At 34.4% G+C, this 21,123-nt stretch carries 22 protein-coding genes and 1 tRNA gene; 16 read left to right on the top strand and 7 right to left on the bottom strand.

What is annotated here, in order from left to right; genetic code table 11:
• The first annotated feature begins 4 nt into the window (after positions 1 to 4).
• Positions 5 to 1,357, top strand: a complete 1,353-nt coding sequence (locus AC6EI0_RS06845; protein WP_498521850.1) for a four-carbon acid sugar kinase family protein — start codon at positions 5 to 7, stop codon at positions 1,355 to 1,357.
• Positions 1,358 to 1,382: 25 nt separating this feature from the next.
• On the opposite strand, the gene AC6EI0_RS06840 is transcribed toward AC6EI0_RS06845, so the two are convergent.
• On the bottom strand, positions 1,383 to 2,807 hold the full coding sequence (locus AC6EI0_RS06840; RefSeq protein ID WP_498521849.1) for an NADP-dependent isocitrate dehydrogenase: 1,425 nt from the start codon (positions 2,805 to 2,807) through the stop codon (positions 1,383 to 1,385).
• 79 nt (positions 2,808 to 2,886) lie between these two features.
• Between AC6EI0_RS06840 and AC6EI0_RS06835 the strand changes: the two genes are divergently transcribed.
• The 4 genes from AC6EI0_RS06835 to AC6EI0_RS06820 all read left to right on the top strand — a co-directional run bounded on the left by AC6EI0_RS06835 (position 2,887) and on the right by AC6EI0_RS06820 (position 5,750).
• Positions 2,887 to 3,594 carry a biliverdin-producing heme oxygenase gene (locus tag AC6EI0_RS06835; protein ID WP_498521848.1) on the top strand — a complete coding sequence of 236 codons (708 nt, stop codon included), beginning with the start codon at positions 2,887 to 2,889 and terminating at the stop codon, positions 3,592 to 3,594.
• Positions 3,595 to 3,752: 158 nt separating this feature from the next.
• The gene (locus AC6EI0_RS06830) at positions 3,753 to 4,454 is read left to right on the top strand and encodes a 15,16-dihydrobiliverdin:ferredoxin oxidoreductase (RefSeq protein WP_498521847.1); all 702 of its coding nucleotides are present in this window, start codon (positions 3,753 to 3,755) and stop codon (positions 4,452 to 4,454) included.
• Positions 4,455 to 4,481: 27 nt separating this feature from the next.
• On the top strand, positions 4,482 to 5,258 hold the full coding sequence (locus tag AC6EI0_RS06825; RefSeq protein ID WP_498521846.1) for a phycoerythrobilin:ferredoxin oxidoreductase: 777 nt from the start codon (positions 4,482 to 4,484) through the stop codon (positions 5,256 to 5,258).
• A gap of 18 nt (positions 5,259 to 5,276) precedes the next feature.
• Positions 5,277 to 5,750 carry a low molecular weight protein-tyrosine-phosphatase gene (locus AC6EI0_RS06820; RefSeq protein WP_498521845.1) on the top strand — a complete coding sequence of 158 codons (474 nt, stop codon included), beginning with the start codon at positions 5,277 to 5,279 and terminating at the stop codon, positions 5,748 to 5,750.
• Here AC6EI0_RS06820 and AC6EI0_RS06815 read toward each other — a convergent pair.
• On the bottom strand, positions 5,740 to 7,290 hold the full coding sequence (locus AC6EI0_RS06815; RefSeq protein WP_498521844.1) for a bifunctional pantoate--beta-alanine ligase/(d)CMP kinase: 1,551 nt from the start codon (positions 7,288 to 7,290) through the stop codon (positions 5,740 to 5,742). The two genes, AC6EI0_RS06820 and AC6EI0_RS06815, sit on opposite strands and share 11 nt — an antisense overlap.
• A gap of 124 nt (positions 7,291 to 7,414) precedes the next feature.
• On the opposite strand from AC6EI0_RS06815, the gene purM reads away from it, so the two are divergent.
• Together purM and AC6EI0_RS06805 are read left to right on the top strand one after the other, a co-directional pair.
• A complete protein-coding gene (purM, locus tag AC6EI0_RS06810) occupies positions 7,415 to 8,452 on the top strand; it encodes a phosphoribosylformylglycinamidine cyclo-ligase (RefSeq protein WP_498521843.1) in 1,038 nt (345 codons plus the stop codon).
• A gap of 171 nt (positions 8,453 to 8,623) precedes the next feature.
• Positions 8,624 to 9,256 (top strand): DUF8655 family protein, encoded by a 633-nt coding sequence (locus tag AC6EI0_RS06805; protein WP_498521842.1) that lies wholly within the window; start codon positions 8,624 to 8,626, stop codon positions 9,254 to 9,256.
• 6 nt (positions 9,257 to 9,262) lie between these two features.
• On the opposite strand, the gene AC6EI0_RS06800 is transcribed toward AC6EI0_RS06805, so the two are convergent.
• Positions 9,263 to 10,234, bottom strand: coding sequence for an aldo/keto reductase (locus AC6EI0_RS06800; RefSeq protein ID WP_498521841.1), 972 nt, complete (start codon positions 10,232 to 10,234; stop codon positions 9,263 to 9,265).
• A 47-nt stretch (positions 10,235 to 10,281) separates the two neighbouring features.
• Between AC6EI0_RS06800 and AC6EI0_RS06795 the strand changes: the two genes are divergently transcribed.
• On the top strand, positions 10,282 to 10,461 hold the full coding sequence (locus AC6EI0_RS06795) for a DUF8639 family protein (protein WP_498521840.1): 180 nt from the start codon (positions 10,282 to 10,284) through the stop codon (positions 10,459 to 10,461).
• 81 nt (positions 10,462 to 10,542) lie between these two features.
• On the opposite strand, the gene AC6EI0_RS06790 is transcribed toward AC6EI0_RS06795, so the two are convergent.
• Positions 10,543 to 10,974, bottom strand: a complete 432-nt coding sequence (locus tag AC6EI0_RS06790) for a hypothetical protein (protein WP_498521839.1) — start codon at positions 10,972 to 10,974, stop codon at positions 10,543 to 10,545.
• 305 nt (positions 10,975 to 11,279) lie between these two features.
• Positions 11,280 to 11,350 (bottom strand) — tRNA-Cys (locus AC6EI0_RS06785).
• Between the two features lie 57 nt (positions 11,351 to 11,407).
• On the opposite strand from AC6EI0_RS06785, the gene AC6EI0_RS06780 reads away from it, so the two are divergent.
• Together AC6EI0_RS06780 and AC6EI0_RS06775 are read left to right on the top strand one after the other, a co-directional pair.
• Positions 11,408 to 12,628 carry a lipid-A-disaccharide synthase-related protein gene (locus AC6EI0_RS06780; protein ID WP_498521838.1) on the top strand — a complete coding sequence of 407 codons (1,221 nt, stop codon included), beginning with the start codon at positions 11,408 to 11,410 and terminating at the stop codon, positions 12,626 to 12,628.
• Positions 12,629 to 12,685: 57 nt separating this feature from the next.
• On the top strand, positions 12,686 to 12,955 hold the full coding sequence (locus tag AC6EI0_RS06775; protein ID WP_498506188.1) for a DUF8658 family protein: 270 nt from the start codon (positions 12,686 to 12,688) through the stop codon (positions 12,953 to 12,955).
• Between the two features lie 21 nt (positions 12,956 to 12,976).
• On the opposite strand, the gene AC6EI0_RS06770 is transcribed toward AC6EI0_RS06775, so the two are convergent.
• On the bottom strand, positions 12,977 to 13,621 hold the full coding sequence (locus tag AC6EI0_RS06770) for a ribonuclease D (RefSeq protein WP_498521837.1): 645 nt from the start codon (positions 13,619 to 13,621) through the stop codon (positions 12,977 to 12,979).
• Between the two features lie 185 nt (positions 13,622 to 13,806).
• Between AC6EI0_RS06770 and AC6EI0_RS06765 the strand changes: the two genes are divergently transcribed.
• Together AC6EI0_RS06765 and AC6EI0_RS06760 are read left to right on the top strand one after the other, a co-directional pair.
• Positions 13,807 to 14,364, top strand: coding sequence for a cofactor assembly of complex C subunit B (locus AC6EI0_RS06765; RefSeq protein ID WP_498521836.1), 558 nt, complete (start codon positions 13,807 to 13,809; stop codon positions 14,362 to 14,364).
• Positions 14,365 to 14,373: 9 nt separating this feature from the next.
• Positions 14,374 to 15,129: an N-acetylmuramoyl-L-alanine amidase gene (locus AC6EI0_RS06760; RefSeq protein ID WP_498521835.1), complete on the top strand. Its 756-nt coding sequence runs from the start codon at positions 14,374 to 14,376 to the stop codon at positions 15,127 to 15,129.
• Positions 15,130 to 15,140: 11 nt separating this feature from the next.
• Here AC6EI0_RS06760 and hemF read toward each other — a convergent pair whose 3' ends face one another.
• Entirely contained in the window at positions 15,141 to 16,187 is a 1,047-nt protein-coding gene (hemF, locus tag AC6EI0_RS06755) for an oxygen-dependent coproporphyrinogen oxidase (protein ID WP_498521834.1), read from the bottom strand.
• 178 nt (positions 16,188 to 16,365) lie between these two features.
• Between hemF and AC6EI0_RS06750 the strand changes: the two genes are divergently transcribed.
• The 4 genes from AC6EI0_RS06750 to psaD all read left to right on the top strand — a co-directional run bounded on the left by AC6EI0_RS06750 (position 16,366) and on the right by psaD (position 21,078).
• Positions 16,366 to 17,451, top strand: a complete 1,086-nt coding sequence (locus AC6EI0_RS06750) for an Mrp/NBP35 family ATP-binding protein (RefSeq protein ID WP_498521833.1) — start codon at positions 16,366 to 16,368, stop codon at positions 17,449 to 17,451.
• Between the two features lie 9 nt (positions 17,452 to 17,460).
• The gene (gene rodA, locus AC6EI0_RS06745) at positions 17,461 to 18,735 is read left to right on the top strand and encodes a rod shape-determining protein RodA (protein ID WP_498521832.1); all 1,275 of its coding nucleotides are present in this window, start codon (positions 17,461 to 17,463) and stop codon (positions 18,733 to 18,735) included.
• 430 nt (positions 18,736 to 19,165) lie between these two features.
• A complete protein-coding gene (locus AC6EI0_RS06740) occupies positions 19,166 to 20,557 on the top strand; it encodes a sensor histidine kinase (protein ID WP_498521831.1) in 1,392 nt (463 codons plus the stop codon).
• Between the two features lie 95 nt (positions 20,558 to 20,652).
• Positions 20,653 to 21,078 (top strand): photosystem I reaction center subunit II, encoded by a 426-nt coding sequence (gene psaD, locus AC6EI0_RS06735; RefSeq protein ID WP_498506180.1) that lies wholly within the window; start codon positions 20,653 to 20,655, stop codon positions 21,076 to 21,078.
• Positions 21,079 to 21,123 lie beyond the last annotated feature (45 nt).

Genomic DNA, 21,123 nt, shown 5'->3' with positions numbered 1-21,123 from the left:
CATAATGAAAATAATTATTTTTGATGATGATCCAACTGGATCTCAAACTGTTTATGGATGCCCATTATTATTAAATTGGGATGAACAAACTCTAGAGGAAGCATTTCTAAAATCTTCGCCTTTGATATTTATACTCGCTAATACAAGATCTTTATCTTCTGTTTTGGCTGTCCAGAAAACTAGAGAAATATGCTCATCTATTAAAAAGTTTTTTTTAAGACAAGGGTTTTCCAAAGATGATTATTTTTATATTAGTAGAGGAGATTCAACATTACGTGGTCATGGTGTTTTAGAGCCTGAAATTCTTGCGGAAGAATTAGGACCATTTCATGCAACATTTCACATCCCAGCTTTTTTGGAAGGTGGAAGAACAACTGAGAACCGAATTCATTATTTAAATGGAATACCAGTTCATAAGACGGATTTTGGCCGTGATAATATTTTTGGGTTTTCTACTAGTGATTTAGCTAAATGGATTGAAGAAAAAAGTTTTGGAAAGATACAGGCGGAAAATATCTTGCATATTCAAATTAAAGAATTAGACATGGCCTTTAACAATGAGGATGGCTTTAAATCTCTTTTGAGCTTTTTGTCTAAATTAGAAAATAACATTTCAGTAGTTGTTGATGCTAAATTACCTCATCATTTAGAAATCCTATCTAGGGCGGTTAAAGTTGTTTCTCGAGAAAAAAAATTTCTTTTTAGAACAGCTGCAAGCTTTATCAACTCTTTATCTGAATTACCACCTAACCCTCAAGATACTGCAGATTTAGTGTCTTTAAAATCGAAAAATAATCAGCTTGAATATAAACCAGGTTTGATAATGGTTGGCTCTCATGTGCAATTAGCGACAGATCAATTAGAGGTTTTAATGAAAGATAAGCTTTGTGAAGGTTTAGAAATACCAGTAAGTAAATTAGCTGATATTTTTGCTTTAGAAGATTCTCAAGAAGAAATCTTAAAGCTGGAGAAAATATTGTTATCGAAAATAGATGATATATTGGATATAAAAAAAGTACCTGTTTTATATACTACCAGAGAAGAAATTAAGTTTTCTTCTTACTCTAGAAGAATGAATTTTGGATTGGAACTTGCAGAGTTTATGGCGATTCTAGTTGGAAAAATAAATAATAAGTTTGGTTATATTATTAGTAAAGGAGGTATTACAACACAACTTTTGCTTCAAAAGGGTTTGAATTTTAATCAGGTGGATTTAAAAGGTCAAATATTACCAGGATTGTCAATAGTAAAAAGTAACTCTAATCAATATGATTTACCAGTAGTTACTTTTCCAGGTAATCTCGGCAATGCGCAAACACTTCTCGAGTCGTTTAGATTGATGGAGTCAAAACCATAATTTTGGGAATTTTAAAAATATTTAATTAAAATCTTTCAATAATTGATTTAGCAAAATCACTACAACTAAGAGGAGCTACGCGGGGTTCCATTAATCGTGCCAGATCATAAGTAACTTGTTTATCTGAAATAGATTTGCTCAAACCATTTGTAATTAATTTTGCTGCCTCATGCCAACCTAAATATTCCAGCATCATTACTCCACTAAGTATTACTGAACCTGGATTGATTCTGTCTAAACCTGCATGTTTTGGAGCTGTTCCATGGGTGGCTTCGAAAATAGCCGCCGTATCTCCAATGTTTGCTCCTGGTGCCATCCCCAGTCCACCAACAATTGCTGCAGCCGCATCTGAAATGTAATCACCATTTAAATTGAGAGTTGCAAGGATGGAATACTCTTGAGGGCGAGTTTGAATTTGTTGAAAAATACTATCTGCGATTCGGTCATCAACCATTACCATGTCCTTCCATTTTCCATTGCCATGACTAGCACCAATGCTTGTTAGAACTGAATAAACTTCATCACAAATAGCTTTCTTTTTCTCTTCTGTTAAAGATGAATAACCTGGATCAATTAACTCAGCATTCTCCTCATTGGTGATGCCAGGATTTTTTTCTAGATTATCTAAAATCCAACTTTCTCTCTCGGTTACGCATACATTCCTGAATTCTGTAGTTGCTAATTCGTATCCCCAATCTCTGAAAGCTCCTTCAGTAAATTTCATGATATTTCCTTTATGAACTAAAGTCACGTGTCTTTTGTTCCCCTCAAGATTGAGTGCATGTTTAATCGCTCGCCTGATGTGTCGTTGACTGCCACTTTTGCTAACGGGCTTAATTCCGATTCCTGCTCCGTTAGGAATTTGCCTGTTTTTTAGTTTTTTGCTGGCTGGAATTATTTCATTATTGAGTTGATCAATTAATTTGATGCATTCGGGATCATTAGATTCCCATTCAATTCCCATATAGATATCCTCAGTATTTTCTCGATATACAATTACATCTAAATCTTGCGGCTTTTTATGAGGGCTTGGAGTTCCTTCGTAATATTTGCAAGGTCTAACGCATGAATATAAATCAAAAATCTGTCTTAAAGATACGTTTAAAGATCGTATCCCTCCGCCTATTGGCGTTGTTAAAGGTCCTTTGATTGCTATGCCGTAAGTTCTTATCGCCTCAAGAGTGTCATTTGGTAAGTATTGATAGGTTCCATATAAGTCGCAAGCTTCATCACCCGCATAGATTTTGAACCACTCTATGGATCTGTTTTTTCCATATGCTTTTTTAATGGCTTGATCGATTACTAATTGTGTAGCAGGCCAAATATCTATTCCTGTTCCATCACCTCGGATAAATGGAATAATTGGATGATCTGGGACTACTGGGTTCCCATCAACAAAATTAATTTTTTGGCCTTCTGATGGGGCAATGAGCTTTTCAAAATTTGCCATAATTTTTATTCACGGATTAATAGATCTCATGTTGAGCTTATGACTAAGTGGTAAGTTTTGATTAAATGATTTTGAACTCATGGCAGTAGCCTTGGCTAGGCAACTTCGTGAAGGGACTAAAAAGTCTCATACGATGGCTGAGAATACAGGTTTTATAAGTTGTTTTCTCAAGGGAGTAGTTGATAAGTCCTCATACAGAAATTTATTAGCTGATTTATATTTTGTTTACGCTGCGATGGAGGAGGAGATAGAAAAACTTTGTGAAAATTCTCATCCGATAATTTCTCCAATTGGATTTAAAGAGCTTTTTCGCAAGGAAAAATTAGAACAAGATCTTTCGTTTTACTTTGGTAGTAAGTGGTCGGAATTGGTAAAACCCTCTAAGCCAGCTATTGAATATGAAGCAAGAATTAGACAAATTGCTAAAGATAATCCAGAACTTTTAATTGGGCATCATTACAGCAGATATATAGGTGACTTGTCTGGGGGACAGCTTTTGAAAACCATCACTAAAAAAGCCATGAATCTTCCTGGGGATGAGGGACTTAGCTTTTATATTTTTGAGGACATTAGAGATGAAAAAGAATTTAAAATCAAGTATCGAAATACCTTGGATAATCTTCCGATTGATCAAAAGATAGCAGATTCAATTATTGAAGAAGCTAATAGATCTTTTAAATACAATATGGATATTTTTAATGAATTAGAAGGAAATTTAATTGCTGCTATTGGAAAAGTTTTATTTAGATTTTTTGCAAATAAAAAGCGAAAAGGTAGTACCGAGTAGTGAAATTAATTTTTTCTAAAGATTATTCCTTTCATTAAATTCAGTATCTATTAAGATATCTATTAGAATAGTAAAAACCTTTGAATTTATTGGTTTTAACTGATTTAATCACTTTCATAGAAAGAAAATTATTAAATCCTCTAAGGAGATGACTATATATGTTTGATGATCTTTTAAGTGAATTAAATAAAAATATTCTTGATCATGACGGTCAGAATTTGATGGTTCCTGATGAATTTTGTGAACGCGTTTCTACAAAAGGCAATCATAAACTGAATAGCTGGTTATGGGATGTTCCTGGATTTCGAAGATGGAGAGTGACCAGATTAGATGCAGGAGATCGTCTTCAAGTATTAAATTCAGTTGCTTATCCGAATGATCAAAATGATATGCCAATTATGGGCATTGATCTTTTATGGTTTGAGAAAAAAGAAAAGCTAGTTGCCATTCTTGACTTCCAGCCTCTTGTTCAAGATAAAGAATATTTTGATAGATACTTTGATGGCTTAAAAAGCATAAAAAAATCTTTTAATGAGTTTAATTCTGATATGAAAAGTAATATATATGATCCAAGCAAGTACTTCTCTCCATGGGCTTTATTTTGCAAAGGTGGTTATTTTGAAGCAGACAAAATTTTACCAAAAGTTTTTAGTTCTTTTCTTAAATGTTATTGGGTAAATCTTGATTTATCTAAAGTTAATGAAAATTATATTAAATCGCAGGAGATAAGCTTATTGCATATGGATTATAATAAATATAGTGCTGAAAAAGATCCTGCTCATGGTTTGTTTTCTGGCTTTTTTGGCAAAGAATGGTCAGAGAAATATATGAATGAATTTTTATTTCCTTTAACCCTATAAACATTAATTCTACATTTTTATCTTTAAATGCAAAGTAACCGAAATAATAGTCTTGCCTCTATTTCAATAAGTAATTGGCGTTGGGCTTATTTCTTGGATGAAACTATTAAGAAGTTTTCTATTTTTAGACCTAACCCTTATCCGATAAATAATGCTTTTCTTTTCAAAGAATCATTATTTGGGTCAAGTTCTAATCCTAAAAAAGTTATTTTGGAAACATGGGGTCTAAAGACGGAAAAAATACGCCAGGCTAGATGCGCTTGCCTACAAGCTGGTGAAATCACTTCTGTCATGAATTTGGTAATCTCACCTTTCAATAATTATGATTTACCTTTCTTTGGAGCCGATTTTGTAACACTTCCAAATGGTCATCTTATTGCTTTAGATCTTCAACCTGCTTTAAAAGACGATATAAATCATACTCAACATGTTTGGGATAAGTTAAAACCTATACATGCTAATTGGCAATCAAAACTACCACCAGGAGGTGATATTCCTTCTGAGGCTATTCAATATTTTTCTCCTGCTTTTCTTTGGTCTAGAATTCCATTAGGAGAAGAAGGTGATAAATTAATTAGTCAGATAATTAAACCTGCTTTTGTTGAATACTTGAATTGTTTCTTTGATTTAGTGAGAGACGCAAAAATGATTTCTAAGGAAAGATCTTTTAAAATGTTAAATGGTCAAAAGGAATATATGCGATACAGAGCTGAAAAAGATCCTGCAAGAGCTATGTTAAGAGGCTTTTTTGGAGAAACATGGACTGAAAGCTATATAAATAATATTCTTTTTGATCTAAAATAAAATAAATAAATTCAAAAAATGGTAAAAAAAATTCTCTTTGTTTGTTTGGGAAATATATGTCGTTCTCCTGCAGCAGAAGGGATTTTTAATCAAAAAATTAAAGAGAGAGATTTAGAAAATTTTTTTGTGGTTGATTCCGCAGGCACTGGTAGTTGGCATGTGGGAAATCTTCCTGATCAAAGAATGCGTAAAACAGCATTATCGAGGGGAATAGAACTAACCAGTCGAGCGAGACAAATAGAAGAAAATGATTTATATGAATTTGATCATATTCTTGTTATGGATAAAGATAATCTGAATGCTGTTAAATCATTAATTAAAGATGATATGCACACTATGAATTCAAAAATAAATCTTATTTTAAGTTATTCTAAAAAATCACAATTAGATGAAGTTCCTGATCCTTATTATGGAGGTCAAAATGGATTCGAAAAGGTTCTAGATTTATTGAATGATGCTATTGAAGAATTAATAGATAGTCTTATAGATTAGGTGTTGGCCAGATTTCTTCAGGAATTTTTGATCTAAAAATATCAGTCATTTCTTCTAATACGTCTTCAATATTCAGTCCATCGGTAACAAGTTCTATGGCATCTTGAGCTTTTCTTAAGGGGGCAATTGCTCTTTCTGTATCTTTTTTGTCTCTTTCTTTAATTTCTTTTTCAAGATCTTCAATGCTGGGGTATTCATAACCTCTTTTTTCTAAGTCAAGAGATCTTCGTTTTGCCCTTTCTTTTGGAGTAGCTGTCAGAAAGATTTTTACATCTGCCTCAGGGAATACAGCTGTTCCGATGTCTCTGCCTTCAGCAATCAAACCTCCATGATCTCCAATAACTTGTTGTCTTGTTGTGAGCAACTCTCTGACGAATTGTTGTTTAGCAATTTCAGAAACCATTGAAGTTACTTCTGGTGATCGTATTTTTTCTGTTACATCAGTGCTGTTAATTAATATTCTTTGCTCATCAAAACTTGAGTTTTTAAATTCTAATTTTACATCTTTTAAGATGTTTTTTATTGCAACTTGGTTATTTGGATCAATTGCATTTTTGAGTATTAACCAAGTGACTGCTCTATACATTGCACCAGTATCTAAATAAATAAAACCAAGTCTCTTTGCAAATTCTTTCGTTACTGTGCTTTTACCAGCACCAGCTGGACCATCAATTGCAATAATTGGTTTTCTATGCATAAGAAAAGTGTGATCAATGAGCCTTGTAGAACCACATCTTACTGCTGCGGCTAAAAGACATATACCATTTATATTCTTTTTTTCTTGCAATGAAAATGCATCTACGATTTTTATGTATTCGATTTCTAAATTGCTTGCTTTAAGTTTGGAGTCTATCTTTTTGAGATTTATGATCTTGTCTTTAACAAAATCATCTTTTGCTTCTTGAATTACATTGGGTAAAGCCTGAGCATTTGATCTTTCAGAATGACTGAGATAAGCATTTCTTGAACTATAAGCAAATCCACTTTGATCTCTTTGTGTAGAAAAGGATTCAATTTTTATAGGTATGGAGAGTTCTTGAAAAAGTTTTCTAATGATAAGTAATTGTTGCCAATCTTTTTCTCCAAGAATTAGTTTCTCTGGCTTGATAATTTTTATGAGACGAATAATAACGGTAGCAACTCCATCAAAATGTCCTTTTCTTTCAGCACCACATAATTGATTGTGCAAAGTTTTAGGAACTTGAATTTTGAAATGTGAATCTTCGCCTCCTGGAAAAACGTCAATATAATCTGGAGCCCAAATCGCATCTGCTCCTGCAGTAAAAGCTAATTCAGAATCTCTAGTTATATTTCTAGGATATTTTTTGAAGTCTTCGCCCTTGCTAAATTGCAATGGGTTGACAAAAATACTTACAAGAATGATTTGACTTTTGTTGGTTTTCCTTTTTTTAGCTTTCTGAATTAAATATTGGTGCCCAGGGTGAAGCCCTCCCATAGTTGGGATGAAAATTATTGCTGAATGTTGTTCACTAAGCCAATCTTTTAATTCAGCATTAGTTTGGAAGATTTTTTGTCCCACTATGTTGGTAAACAAATTAATTTCATAAACTTATGATTGAAATGAAATAGGTTGATTGCATACTGATTCCATATGGAGTTTCATATGAGGATTCAGATCTTTTGAACATGAAAGTTTTTTACTGATGGATTACAAAACTGCGGGAGTTGATGTTACTGCTGGAAGAGCATTTGTGGAGAGAATTAAATCATGCGTTGAAAAAACTCATAAAAGCGAAGTGATTGGAGGTTTAGGAGGCTTTGGAGGATGTATAAAAATTCCAAAAGGCTATGAAAGTCCTGTATTGGTATCAGGGACTGATGGTGTTGGGACAAAATTGGAATTAGCCCAGCAATATGACTGTCATTTTGGAGTTGGCATTGATCTAGTCGCAATGTGCGTGAATGATGTAATAACCAATGGCGCTAAGCCTTTATTTTTTTTGGATTACATCGCAAGTGGAACCTTGACTCCAGATGCTTTGGCAGAGGTTATAGAGGGAATTGCTGAGGGCTGTAGTAAATCTGATTGTTCTCTATTGGGAGGCGAAACGGCTGAAATGCCAGGATTCTATCCCAAAGGAAGATATGACTTAGCAGGCTTTTGTGTCGGCATCGTTGAAAATAATCACTTAATTACAGGCTCGCACATTGATTCTGAAGATCAAATTATTGGGATTAAAAGTAATGGAGTACATAGCAACGGATTTAGTCTTGTTCGTAAAGTACTTTCTATGGCAAATGTTGATCAAAATACTTTATATGGAAAAAATCAAAGTAACTTGATTCAATCTTTGCTTAGACCAACAGCAATTTATGCTGAACTTGTTGAGAAATTGTTGATTGAAAATTTACCAATTCATGGAATGACTCATATAACTGGTGGAGGATTGCCAGAAAATCTTCCTAGAGTTTTTCCTGCTGGATTAGTACCCCATATAGATATAACTAGTTGGGAAATTCCTGAGATATTTTCTTGGTTACAAAATGCTGGTGATATTCCCGATATTGATCTTTGGAATACTTTTAATATGGGTATAGGTTTTTGTTTAATTGTTCCTAAAAATGTAGTGAATTCCGCTTTAGAAATATGTTCAAAAAATCATTTTGAAGCTTGGAATATTGGTCAAGTTGTAGAAAGTTTCAATAATCCAAGGCATTTAGATATATTGGGAATTCCATGATTAAGTCACATAGCATTGGTTTATAAAATTCTGTATTCCAATTTTTAATACCTTAAATTAAGGTTAAAAAAGATTTTCGATATCGGTAAAAAAATAGTAAGATGTAATAAAACGCAAGCCGGATATTAGTTCGGGTAATGCGAAGTCAGATCTTAATTATCTCTAAGTTCTATGCCTTTTGAAAATCAACAGCGTCTCACGCGTAGGAGAAGTTCTGCAGGTCCAACACCACCTAGAAAACCTTTAGGTGGACAAGCTGAATCGGGCATGAGACAAAATGGAGGTCCAAGACCAACTTTCCTAACACTCCGAGATCATGGAAAAGTATATGTAGCTGATTTGCCAAACTTGTCTGATGGACAACTCGCTCATATTGGTAAAGAAGCTGATGAAGTTCTAACTAGTTTAGAGAGCAGAATTAATGATTTAGAACAAGAAGCAAATAATGGTAAAAGAGATAATGATACATTAATCAAAGCTTCTACTAAGCATGAAGTAACTCTAAGATTTATTCGAGCAATTCAAGATGAGCAAGAACATAGAAAAAATAATCCTGCTTTAAAAGATGCAGCATCAGAGTCTTTACCACTCACATTCCTTGAAGTCGCCAGGCATAGATTGCCAGGTGCTACTTTTGACTCGTTGTTGAGAGAAGCCCTAGAAGCTTGTGCTAAAGATGAAAAAGAATCTGATAAAGAAATAGTTGAAAAAACCACAAATTCACAGTCAATTCCACCAGCAAAAGTTATTACTCTTCCAACCTCTTCCGATTCAATGAAGGTGATCTTAAGCCCTGATAATTAATTTGAATTATGGACTAGTAAAAGGATTTTGAGGCATATGTGTAAGACATTTATTTCTATAAGAATTCAGTCTTTCTTTTTCTCTGTGGGTTAAAGACCAATTGAGTGCTGAAATAGCATCTTTAGCTTGTAAGGGATTGCGAATCCCAACTATTGGTTTGGCTCCATGAGACCTTATCCAATTCAATGCCACTTGTGCTTGGGAGGCTGAATATTTTTTAGCAATATTAGTTATTTGTGCTCTAATTTCTATAGTTTTAGGAAGAATATTTTCAAATAACTTTTGTCGTAAGAATGTTCTAGGTTTAGGAGACTGATTAGGTGGAATAGTTAATATTCCTAATGCAAGTGGACTATACGCTAAATATTCTATATCATGCTCAATACATATATTTTTAATTCTTTCATTTGCTAAAGTTGGTTTAGTTAATAATGAAAATTGCATCTGTATACTATTAATTTTTATTCCTCGTTCTTTAAGTTTTTGATATAAAAATTCTAGTCTTTTTGGACCAGTATTCGATAATCCGATTTCCTTGATTAAACCTTTTTCGTATAAATCTCCTAGGCCATTTATTAATTGCTCTTCTTGCCAAGGCGCATAACGATAAGTACTCCAATGAAGTTGTACCCTTTTCAAATGTCCTTTAAGCCGCCTATTACTCTCTTGAAAAGCATAATTGAGACCATTGCGACCAATTCTCCAAGGAAAGGGGGCGAGTTTTGTTGCGATGGTGATTTTTTTTAGTTTCCTTTTTGGTAACTCTTCAAGGAAATTCCCAATCAGCTTTTCGCTTTGACCAAATAAGTTTCCTGTGCCATATGAATCTGCCGTATCAACAAGATCTAATCCACCATCAATCGCATCAAAAAAAGTTTTTTTTAGTAAAGTATCATCTATCTCAGGTTTGTAGCCCCATACCAATTTATTTCCCCACGCCCAAGTGCCAAAGCCAATCCCGATTTTTTTCTTACTCATGACTTCGCGGTTGTCTTTAACTAAAAAGTCTATTTCAAGTATCTTACATGAATAAATTAAACAGATTGAAAGATTTCTCTGTGGAGAATAGTAAAAGTAATCACGAAAGTCAAAAAGGTAATGTAAATGAAAATAAAATTGAAAAAGTACTATGTAATCATTGTGGAAGAACTACCAGTAATGGTATAAGGTGCCTTGGTATTTGTGTTGCAGACAATGAATATTAACTTTATATCTCTTTGTTTAAAGACTAAATCTGATAATTAATGATGAATCTAAAATCATTTTGTTAGATTTTAATTATTAAGTTATTCAATAACATCAATTATCCCCTCAGTAATATATCTTGCCATTTTTGTTATGTGCTTTCTTATTTCACCTTCTCTAATATTCCATTTTTTAGATAGTTCTTTTACTTTTTTCTTTTCTTTAATGTACTCAATCATTTTATTAGCAAGGAAGACGGGAAGTTCCTGTTGATTTTCTTCAGATAATTTTTCCCATCCTTCTTTATCTATCAGACCGATAGACTTTAAATCCTTTTGATTCGTAAAAATATATAATTCTGTGACACCTATCGCTAGATAAATCGATCCCAACTCTTCTAAAAAACTTTTGGAATTGCTACCATTTTTAAATTCATTAATTTGTTCATCTAATAAAGATATTTTTTCCGATTCTCCTTCTTTTATTGAATTTAATAATTTAAAAAAAGAACTGAATTCAATTTGATCAGTCACTGTTATTTTGGTTATTGTTTTTGATATTAGTTCATGACTAATATTACTTCCCAATTTTTAAACGAATGAAATAGTACATAAAGATATGAACATAAGATAAAACTATTTGGCATTTTGATTGGCTACCAGGGTTTCATTAGTGGTTCTTTTAAAGACTTACTGTAAGAATGTGAAAATGATCAATATTTCGATCGAGAAACAAAAACAACTTATCAATTTCTGACTCTTCTTGAAACTTGCTACTCGCTACACATGGAGCATTGTTCTGGGAGGCTTTCTCAGGAAAATTAAACGAATAATACTTAAGGCGGCACCCAGATTCGAACTGGGGATAAAGGATTTGCAATCCTCTGCCTTACCACTTGGCCATGCCGCCGAAAATGAAATATTCATTTCCAATCCAAATCGTATCAGCCAAGCCGAACAAAATCTTTTGTTTCTTTGTAATGGACATGGAGAAGATACGATTGCCTGCCAGATCATGGAAGAATTACATGAAATTAATCCAGGTGTTTCCCAAGAAGTACTCCCAATGGTTGGAGAGGGAAAAGTGTTTAACAAGCTCACAACAGATGGCTGGCTTACCAAGATTGGTCCCTTAAGTTTTTTACCAAGTGGTGGATTTAGTAATCAGAGTTTTAGTGGATTAGTTTTAGATTTAAAAGCTGGATTGCTCTGGAGCCTGTGGAGGCAATGGATTGTTATTCATCGATCAGCGAGAGAGGGAAGAATTATTATTGCGGTTGGAGATTTATTACCCCTTCTTTTTGCATGGGCTAGTGGTGCTGATTATTTGTTTGTTGGTACTCCCAAAAGTGATTACACATGGACAAGCGGACCTAGATTCTCTTTGAGCGATTTTTACCATCGATTAAAAGGAACCGAGTGGGATCCATGGGAATATTGGTTGATGCGATCTAGTCGCTGCAAGATGGTTGCTGTAAGAGACAAAATCACTGCTAGAGGTTTAAGGGGTCACGGAGTGGAAGCAATTGCCCCTGGGAATCCGATGATGGATGGTCTGGCAAAGACAGAATGTCCAAGTGATTTCAAAACATATAGACGCTTGATTTTGTTATGTGGAAGTCGTTTACCTGAGGCGTATGAGAATTTTAAAAAACTTTTAATTGCAACTCAACTGATTCAAACCTCATCTCCTTTGGCAATATTTGTTCCTTTAAGCTCTTCTTCAATGAGTAAAAAAATAAAATTGATAATGGTTGATTTAGGTTTCAACCCGACTGATGAATCGATAGATAAATTAGGGATATCAGAAATATGGAAAAAAAAATCCTTACTTATATTGATTGGTTTTCAACAATTCTCTTCATGGGCTAATTGGGGAGAAGTAGGAGTGGCAAATGCGGGAACAGCTACAGAACAATTAGTAGGTTTAGGTATCCCATGTGTCTCTTTCCCAGGGAAAGGGCCTCAGTTTAATTTCAACTTTGCTAAGCGTCAAAGTCGATTGTTGGGAGGTTCGGTTGCTATCGCAAAAGGTTATCAAACATTCGCAAAACGAGTGGAGTTCTTATTGGATTCTGATTTTGATAGACATACCATTGGTTTAAGAGGATCTAAACGAATGGGCCCTGAAGGTGGAAGTCGCTCTTTAGCTATTAGTATTTCGACTCACTTGTCCCAGGGTTTATAGTGCGGTGTAATCTGATAAAGGATTTTTAATGAAGATTTTCTGTTCCAGCCACAGCATATGCCTCTAATTGAAGATCATCATTATCTTAAAATTTGTGCTCAATTAGCATCATCTTTAAGCATAAGTATTGCAGCCGCTCGAAGAAAAGTAGAGGTTGCAGCGGCTAAAGAAGGGAAAAAAGATTTGCAATCAAGAAAAGAAATTGCTCAAAAGATCCTTGAGCAAACTCTTAATGAGGATCAAAAACAAACTTTATCTGCCTCTGCCTCATTTGATCACTTGTTGAAGGCTCTAAAAGAAGAGGAAAATTTTATGCTTGAAGATTAATTAATCTTTTGGTTGAAAAAATTAGTGGTCAAAAATATTGGTAAATCTTCTTCTATCAAGCTCGGAAAAAATTGGTACACACTGGAAACATTTTTGTGCTAAGTCCAATCTATCTTCACGTATCAACATCTCCTCAAGTTTCTGTTTAGCCCCTAGTAAATATCTAACATCATTTGCAGCATAGATCAGTTGTTTTTGAGTTAAATCTCCAACTTTTCCCCAGTCACTGCTTTGAGCTTGCTTATCTAATTCAACTCCAACAGTTTCCAAAACCACTTCTTTTAATCCGTGTCTTGGACTGTAAGTTCTACCAATTTTACTTGCAATTTTTGTACAAAAAATTGGATTAACATCAATATTTAGATTACTTGCTAAGGCAGCCACATCAAATCTTGCAAAATGAAAGACTTTTTCAATTGTTGTTTTCTCAAGAATAGATTTTAAGTTGGGTGCTGAATGTTGGTTTTTTTCTATACGAATACAAATAACATTATCTAATTGATCACATATTTGTATTAAACATAGTCTGTCTCGGCCATGAATTAATCCCATAGCTTCAGTATCAACTGCTAGTGCTAAAGATGAGCTTAAAGCAATTTTAGTTTCATTATCTATGTCTTGATCAAAGATCTTAAAGGTCGACGGTTCGTCAAGTTTTTTTGGCATAATAGATTTAGTGGAATTTAATTAATAAGTGATTCTTCCATGATTGAATTCTAATACCTTTCATGATGAAAAATATTTAGGAAGTTCATCGATTTTATTTTTTCAAATATCTTTTAATTCTTTTAGCTCACTTTTGTAGCTATGTTTTTCATAACTATTAAAATTAAAAGGATCGTATTTTTGAGATGCAAAGCGCATTCTCCTCAACTTTATTTCTTACTATCCTCTTGGCTATAGGTTTGGGTTTTTTTCTGCGAGCTGCAAGTAAAGACCGTACGACAGTTGTAGATGTTCAGTCTCCTTTACCTCCCCTTGAAGTTATGAAAGGAATTAGTTTTTGGTTAGAAGAACGTGGTTGGAAAAAGAATGGAGGCAATGTGGAAGAGAAATTGTTGATCTTTAATGGCAATGTTGCGTCTAGTACTTTTTTGATTGTCTTTTTATCTTGCCTTGGAGGACTGGGATCAGCTTGCTTGGGTCTGGTTCTGATTCAGCTTTACCCCTCTTTGAGTTGGTGGCCTTTACTGCTAGCTGTAATTGGTGCCCCTCTAGCAGGAATTATTTATCGAATTCGATCCCAACGAGAGGAATCATTAGAAGTTAAGTTGTTAAGTTCAGATTTATCAGATAGTAGTGTTTTAAGAATTAGAGCTCATCGTGATGAGTTGATAGCAATTCAGTCGGAATTATCTGAAAGTCTTAAGCTTAGCAGTGAAAATTCTCTACTTTCATCACCTATTTAATTTTTAGTTGTGGAGAGAAATCAATTATTTAATCGTTTGAAATTTATCGTATTTTTTATTATTTTTTATGCTTTTTCTCAACTTTATTACACTAGAAATTTTAATTTCACTCATGATCTCCAAGTAATTATTGGTCAAAGTTCAACTCTTCCTGCAAATTGGGTTGGGAGTAAAAATGTAGATAAAAATGTACCTATTTTAATATTAGCTGGTCATGCAGACTCTCAGGGGTTGGCTGGCGCTGGTACTCCTGGCGAAGCTGTTGATAAGTTTGGAAAGAATCCAATGCATCCTGGAATTAGTGATGAACTGTTTTGGAATTTAAAGTTACAAAAATCAGTTGTGAATATTGGCAAAACGAAAGGCTTAAATATCAGATCTTATGATCCTGGGATAAGAAATATTGATGATGCTAATGATCCAAGAACAAATTGGTCAGTAGGTAGGAAATTTGCCAAGCAAGGTGGGTATGCGATTGAGATTCATTTTGATGCATATGGTAAATATGGAGTCGGCTCAGGATTGATTCCTCCTTTTTCTGAAACGCCAAACAGAATCGACGAGTCAATTGCAAAAAAATTTGGCAGGTTTCCAGTTTTATTTAGAGGAGGTTTAGGTGCTCCAAGAAGGCAAATAAGAATTCTTGAAATTGGGAAATTAGAGGGTTTATTAGAACAAAATCTTAGAAATTTAAAAACTAGGCAAAGAACAATAAATCTTATAGCTAATGAAATAGTTCAGGCTTTTTTAAATGGGATAACTTAGAAGTGGGAAATTTAATCCAATGCTTGATGTGCTAGACACCTCTCTTCAAGCGATTTATCTGTAAACCAGTCTTGAGGCTTAGTAAATAAATCTGTCAATAGTGCTTCACGTGAATTATTTTCTGGCTTATATCCATACTCCCATCTTGCTAAGGGCGGTAATGACATCAATATTGATTCGGTTCTTCCATTTGTTTGTAATCCAAAAATGGTCCCTCTATCCCAAACTAAATTGAATTCAGCATATCTACCTCGCCTATAAAGTTGAAAGTCTCTTTCTTTGGTTGAAAATTGTTGATTTTTTCGTTTTTTTATTATTGGCTCATACGAGGGCAGAAATGCCTGTCCGCATGCTTTGGCAAGTGAAAAAAGATTTTCCCAATTCAAAGAATAGTGACCTAATTCTTTTGAAATGTGAGATGCTTTCCCTTTGGCATTTTGTCCTTTATAAAGTAAACCTGAGCCGTCTTGATAGTCATAAAAAATACCTCCAACTCCTCTGGTTTCATTTCGATGTTTTAGAAAGAAATATTCGTCACACCACGGTTTGAAAACTTTATGAAGATCTTTGTTAATTGTGTCACATGCGGCTTTATGACATGAATGAAAGTGACGCGTATCAGATAGATATGGATAAAAAGGGGTCAAATCTGCCCCTCCCCCAAACCACCAAACAGGACCTGCTTCAAAATATCTGTAATTCAGATGAACAGTTGGTATGTAGGGATTTTTGGGGTGAAGAACCATGGAGGTTCCTGTTGCAAACCAAGAGTGACCTTTTGCTTCAGGCCTTTGGCTAATTATTGAGGGTGGAAGTTCATTCCCATGAACTTCAGAAAAATTCACTCCTCCCTGTTCAAAGATTTTCCCATCTTTCAAGACTCGTGAACGACCCCCACCACCCTCTGGTCTCTGCCAAGATTCTTCTAGGAATTTGCCTTCTCCATCAATAGTCTCTAAGCCAGCACAAATTTCATCTTGAAGACCTAAAACAAGCTTTTTGGCTCGTTCTCTTGAATTTTTTGCCGGTAAAATGGCTTGATTTGGTGAGGAGGACAAAATTAATTGTATTTTGCTTTCTTTAAAAAATACTTTCAAATGATGCAAATTTCACATCAATATTGGAAAAGTTTGTATTGCGAATATTTTTTACTTTTTACTAAAGCCAATATCATTGGATAATGAGTTGGAATATTTGTCGATTTTTTTACTATTATCGGGTGAATAGAAATTAAGAATGACAACTAACGAGAAGGTTTTAAAAGCGTTTAATTCAGTCAAAGATGTCGGAAGTGAACGATCTATTGTTGAACTTGGATGGTTGCATATCGTTTCAGTAAAGCCACCGAAGATTGTTGTAAGACTCACCCTTCCTAATTTTGCGATAGCGCAAAGAAGTCAGATAGCAAATGATATTAGAAAATGCATTGATTTACTGGAAGACATAGAAGAAGTCCAAATTGAGATAGGGGACTCCTCTCCATCTGCGGAATCTCCTATTGGTCAGGCCGGTCATGGTGCTCAATCTCAGGGATTAACTCCAATACCAAAAGTGAAGAATGTTATCGCTATAAGTAGTGGTAAAGGAGGCGTTGGTAAAAGTACTGTTGCCGTAAATTTAGCTTGTGCGCTTAGTCAAAAAGGTTTTAAGGTTGGCTTGCTTGATGCAGATATTTATGGGCCAAATACCCCTTATATGCTTGGTGTTAGCGAAATAACTCCTGAAGTTAGTGGTTCGGGCGCAGAGCAAATGATTATCCCCATTGAAACATGTGGAATTGGAATGGTTTCAATGGGATTATTGATTGATCAAAATCAACCAGTGATTTGGCGTGGCCCAATGCTTAATGGAATTATTCGACAATTCCTGTATCAAGCTTCTTGGGGAGAACGTGATTTTTTAATAGTGGATCTTCCTCCTGGGACAGGGGATGCTCAACTTTCTTTGGCTCAGGCAGTTCCCATGGCAGGTGTGCTTATAGTCACCACTCCACAAAATGTATCTCTTCAAGACTCAAGAAGAGGACTAGCAATGTTTAAACAATTGAATATTCCTGTACTAGGAGTGATCGAAAATATGACATATTTTATTCCTTCAGATCAACCTCAAAAATCATATGAGATTTTTGGCTCGGGAGGTGGAGAGCAATTAGCTAAAGAGAATGATGTCCCCTTGCTTTCTCAGATACCAATAGAGTCAGATACTTTTTCGGGTACAGGTAAGGATTTGCCTGTAGTTCATACATCTCGAGATTCAATAACAGCAAAAGTATTTTTAGAACTTGCTGAAACTCTATCTAATCAATTATCAGTTAAACATTGATTGAAAATTATGATAAGTTTTGGTCGAAAGAAAATATCTAATTTAAAAATAGTTAGAAACAGAAAAATTTGGAAAGATACTGATTTTATAATTTGGATTGTTCCTTTTATTTTAGTACATTTATCTTCTTTCTTAATTGCAAGTACACAAAGAAATATTGGAATTGCAGATTGGTATCAACACGCAATCATTGCTTATATAGGGTCTTTAATTGTTTATTTTTTGGCTCAAGTTCCTTTGCAAGATCTACGAAAATATATTGTACCAATATATGTTTTTACTATTTTAACCCTATTATATGTAAATTTTAGTGGTACTTCTGCATTAGGAGCACAGAGATGGTTGAGCTTTGCTGGCGTGTATGTTCAGCCATCGGAGTTTGCTAAATTGACCTTAATACTTGTTTTGGCTTCTATTTTAGATCGAAGAAGATTTACTAATTTATCGCATGTAATTAAACCTTTATTAGTTTCTATTTTCCCTTGGATTTTGGTTTTCATACAACCTGATCTTGGTACATCTCTTGTTTTTGGCGCGATACTTCTCGGCATGTTGTATTGGTCAGGGATGCCATATGAGTGGACATTTATTGTTTTGGCCACTTCAGTTACAGGATTCTTGTCTTACTCATACCCATTGGGGCTTTTTATATGGTTTCCAATAATTGTTTTTTTGTCTTATAAGTCTTTTCCAAATCAAAGAAAAATAATAACAATATTAATTTTTCTCTTTCATTCATTAATAGCCAAAATTTCTTCTTGGTTTTGGGAAACTTTATTAAGAGATTATCAGAGAGATAGACTAATTCTTTTTCTTGATCCTAGCCAAGATCCTTTAGGTGGTGGCTATCATGTGCTCCAAAGCAAAATAAGTATTGGATCTGGAGGATTGGTTGGAACTGGATTGATGCAGGGTCAATTAACTAAATTAAAATTCATACCAGAGCAACATACTGATTTTATTTTTAGTGCTCTTGGAGAAGAGACAGGTTTTTTAGGAACTTTGTTGGTCTTATTTTTATTTTTTATTCTAATTTTTCGACTGATCAAGATAGCTATTGAGGCGCGCACTGATTTTGAATCTTTGATTGTGATTGGAATAACTTCAATGTTTATGTTCCAAATTATGGTGAATATATTTATGACCATTGGTCTAGGGCCTGTAACTGGAATCCCATTGCCTTTTATGAGCTATGGAAGAACGGCATTATTTGTTAATTTTATAAGTTTGGGCCTTTGTTTATCTGTATCTAGAAGAGGACAGTCAATAAGAAAAAATCTCTAATTAAACAATTATGCTTATTTCATTTGTAAATGCATTAGTTGAGTCTCAGTAGAGTTTTAAGTATTGCTATGGTTAAGCACTCCTTACCATCTTGAGGTTAAGTTTTTCATCTATGTAAAGGAAGGAATCCTCACTTTAAGATCAAACATTAGTTTCATTGGATTAGTTATTCTTGAAATTATGGGATATGAGGTGCAATCCTCACCTTGTTTACCCTGACTAATAAACTAGGTAGTTCTTATGGTTTACTTTTTTAAAAGACTTTATTTGACTCTTAAATTGAATTACTTAGAAATTTTCAATCAATCTATTTGAAAAAAATCAGCTAAGGCACCTCACGAGTTGAAACTCTATTTTTTATGATTTTTCACCCTTTAAAATCTGAACTATCTAATGGATTTAAAGGTTTGTATGAGGTTTGGAGGTTTTCGTGAATACGCCTTTAGTAACAATCAAAGCCTTACAAAAAAGGATGGCTAAAGGTGTTCCTCAAGCCAAATGTAGTGAATCTTCAGTGAGGAGAATGTGGTGGGCGGCTCTGGATACTCTTCAGTCAGACATACTGCTGCCGATGAACCTTACAAGAGGTTTGTGGTTGTCTTCCCCTTTACCTGCATTATACGAACCAAAATTACTCAAGAAATTTCAAGGATGGGTATGGGCTCCCAAGGATCTTCTAAATCTAACAAATCCTTCAATGGGGATGTTGCCACCCAGTCAATCAGTTTCGATGGATTTTCATAATGATTCCTCAGGCTATGAGCGATTGACTCTTCTGGAGGAAGATGGGAACGATCCTTTGTTAATAGTGATTACTCCTGAAATTCAAATTGCTTTGGCCCTGGAAGGTAGTTCTCAGGAGAGAAAATTATTAATGCGCAGTGATCCAGAGACTTTGAGTGACCTTTTAACGTTACTTGACAACAGATTGAATAAAGAAAATGTTGAACAAGCAAATAATCTTCGAAACGCACTTGGAGAATTGGGCCAGCTAAAAACGAATGATGATTTATCTAAAGTATTTTGGCCTTTACTATCTCAACGACTTGCAGATATTGCACCAAGTTTAAATATTCAAACTTTGCCAGATAATTTAATTAATGATCACACATCAAGCTCAAGCAATAGTGAAATTTCCTTACTAGAGGCTTTAACACATGAAATAAGGACTCCTCTGGCGACAATAAGAACTTTAATAAGATCTCTTTTACGAAAACAAGACTTACCTAGGGTAGTTGAAACACGTTTGAAGCAAATAGATATTGAATGTACAGAACAAATTGATCGTTTTGGTTTGATTTTTAATGCAGTTGAGTTAGAGAGGAGTAAGCCACGAGAGACAAATTTAGCTTTAACTGATTTAGGTAAAATGCTCACAATGTTATTTCCGGTTTGGAGTAATCATTTAGAACGAAAAGGATTGAAACTTATTCTTGATATCACACCAGATTTACCAAAAGTCTTGAGTGATTCTGAAGGGCTTGAATTAATGATTACAGGTCTTATTGATCGTAATAGTCGTGGATTGCAAACCGGTGGGGAATTAACTTTGAAATTGAGGCCAGCGGGTCAAAGACTGAAGCTTCAGATTTTAACTCAGCTTTCCACAACTACTCATTCTGAAATCTCAGAAAGTTGTTCCAATGAAGAAATTGGTCCAGTACTTAGCTGGAATCCTTCAACAGGTAATTTGCAGCTTAGTCAGGCTGCAACGCAAAGACTTTTGAAAAGTCTTGGGGGCCGACTTACAAATAGGAGAGATAAAGGTATTACGATATTTTTTCCTATTTCTGAATTAAAAGAATTTGATCTAATTGATTAATGTTGACGCGTGTGAAGTTGACGTACAATGAGTCAAAAGGCACAAAATAAAGTGCTAATTTAAAAAATAAAGAAAAAGTTGATTTAATTGAAAGCATGACCGAAGTATTACCTGGAACACTTCCAAAACACATTGGTAGCACCGGTGGTTTATTAAACTCGGCTGAAACCGAAGAAAAATATGCAATCACCTGGACAAGTAAAACCTCTGAGGTATTTGAGCTTCCAACGGGAGGAGCTGCAGTAATGCATGCAGGTGATAATTTGATGTACTTTGCAAGAAAAGAGCAGTGTTTTGCTTTGAATACTCAATTAAGAGGGTTTAAGCCAAGAATTGAAACAAGCAAAATATATAGAATTTACCCCGGAGGGGATAGAGAATTACTTTTCCCTAAAGATGGCGTCTTTTCTGAGAAACCCAATGAAGGAAGGTTAAAAGAAGGTTACAACAATAGACGAATCGGAGAAAATCCTAATCCAGCAAGCTTGAAATTTAGCGGAAAAAAAACTTACGATGCATGACTAATCTAATTTAAACTGTTGACCCCTTTAAATATATATATTGGG

The sequence above is a fragment of the Prochlorococcus sp. G5PB11 genome, from assembly GCF_059772425.1.
Note: the sequence above shows the minus strand (reverse complement) of the source record. Positions and strands in the feature narration are given on the sequence as shown.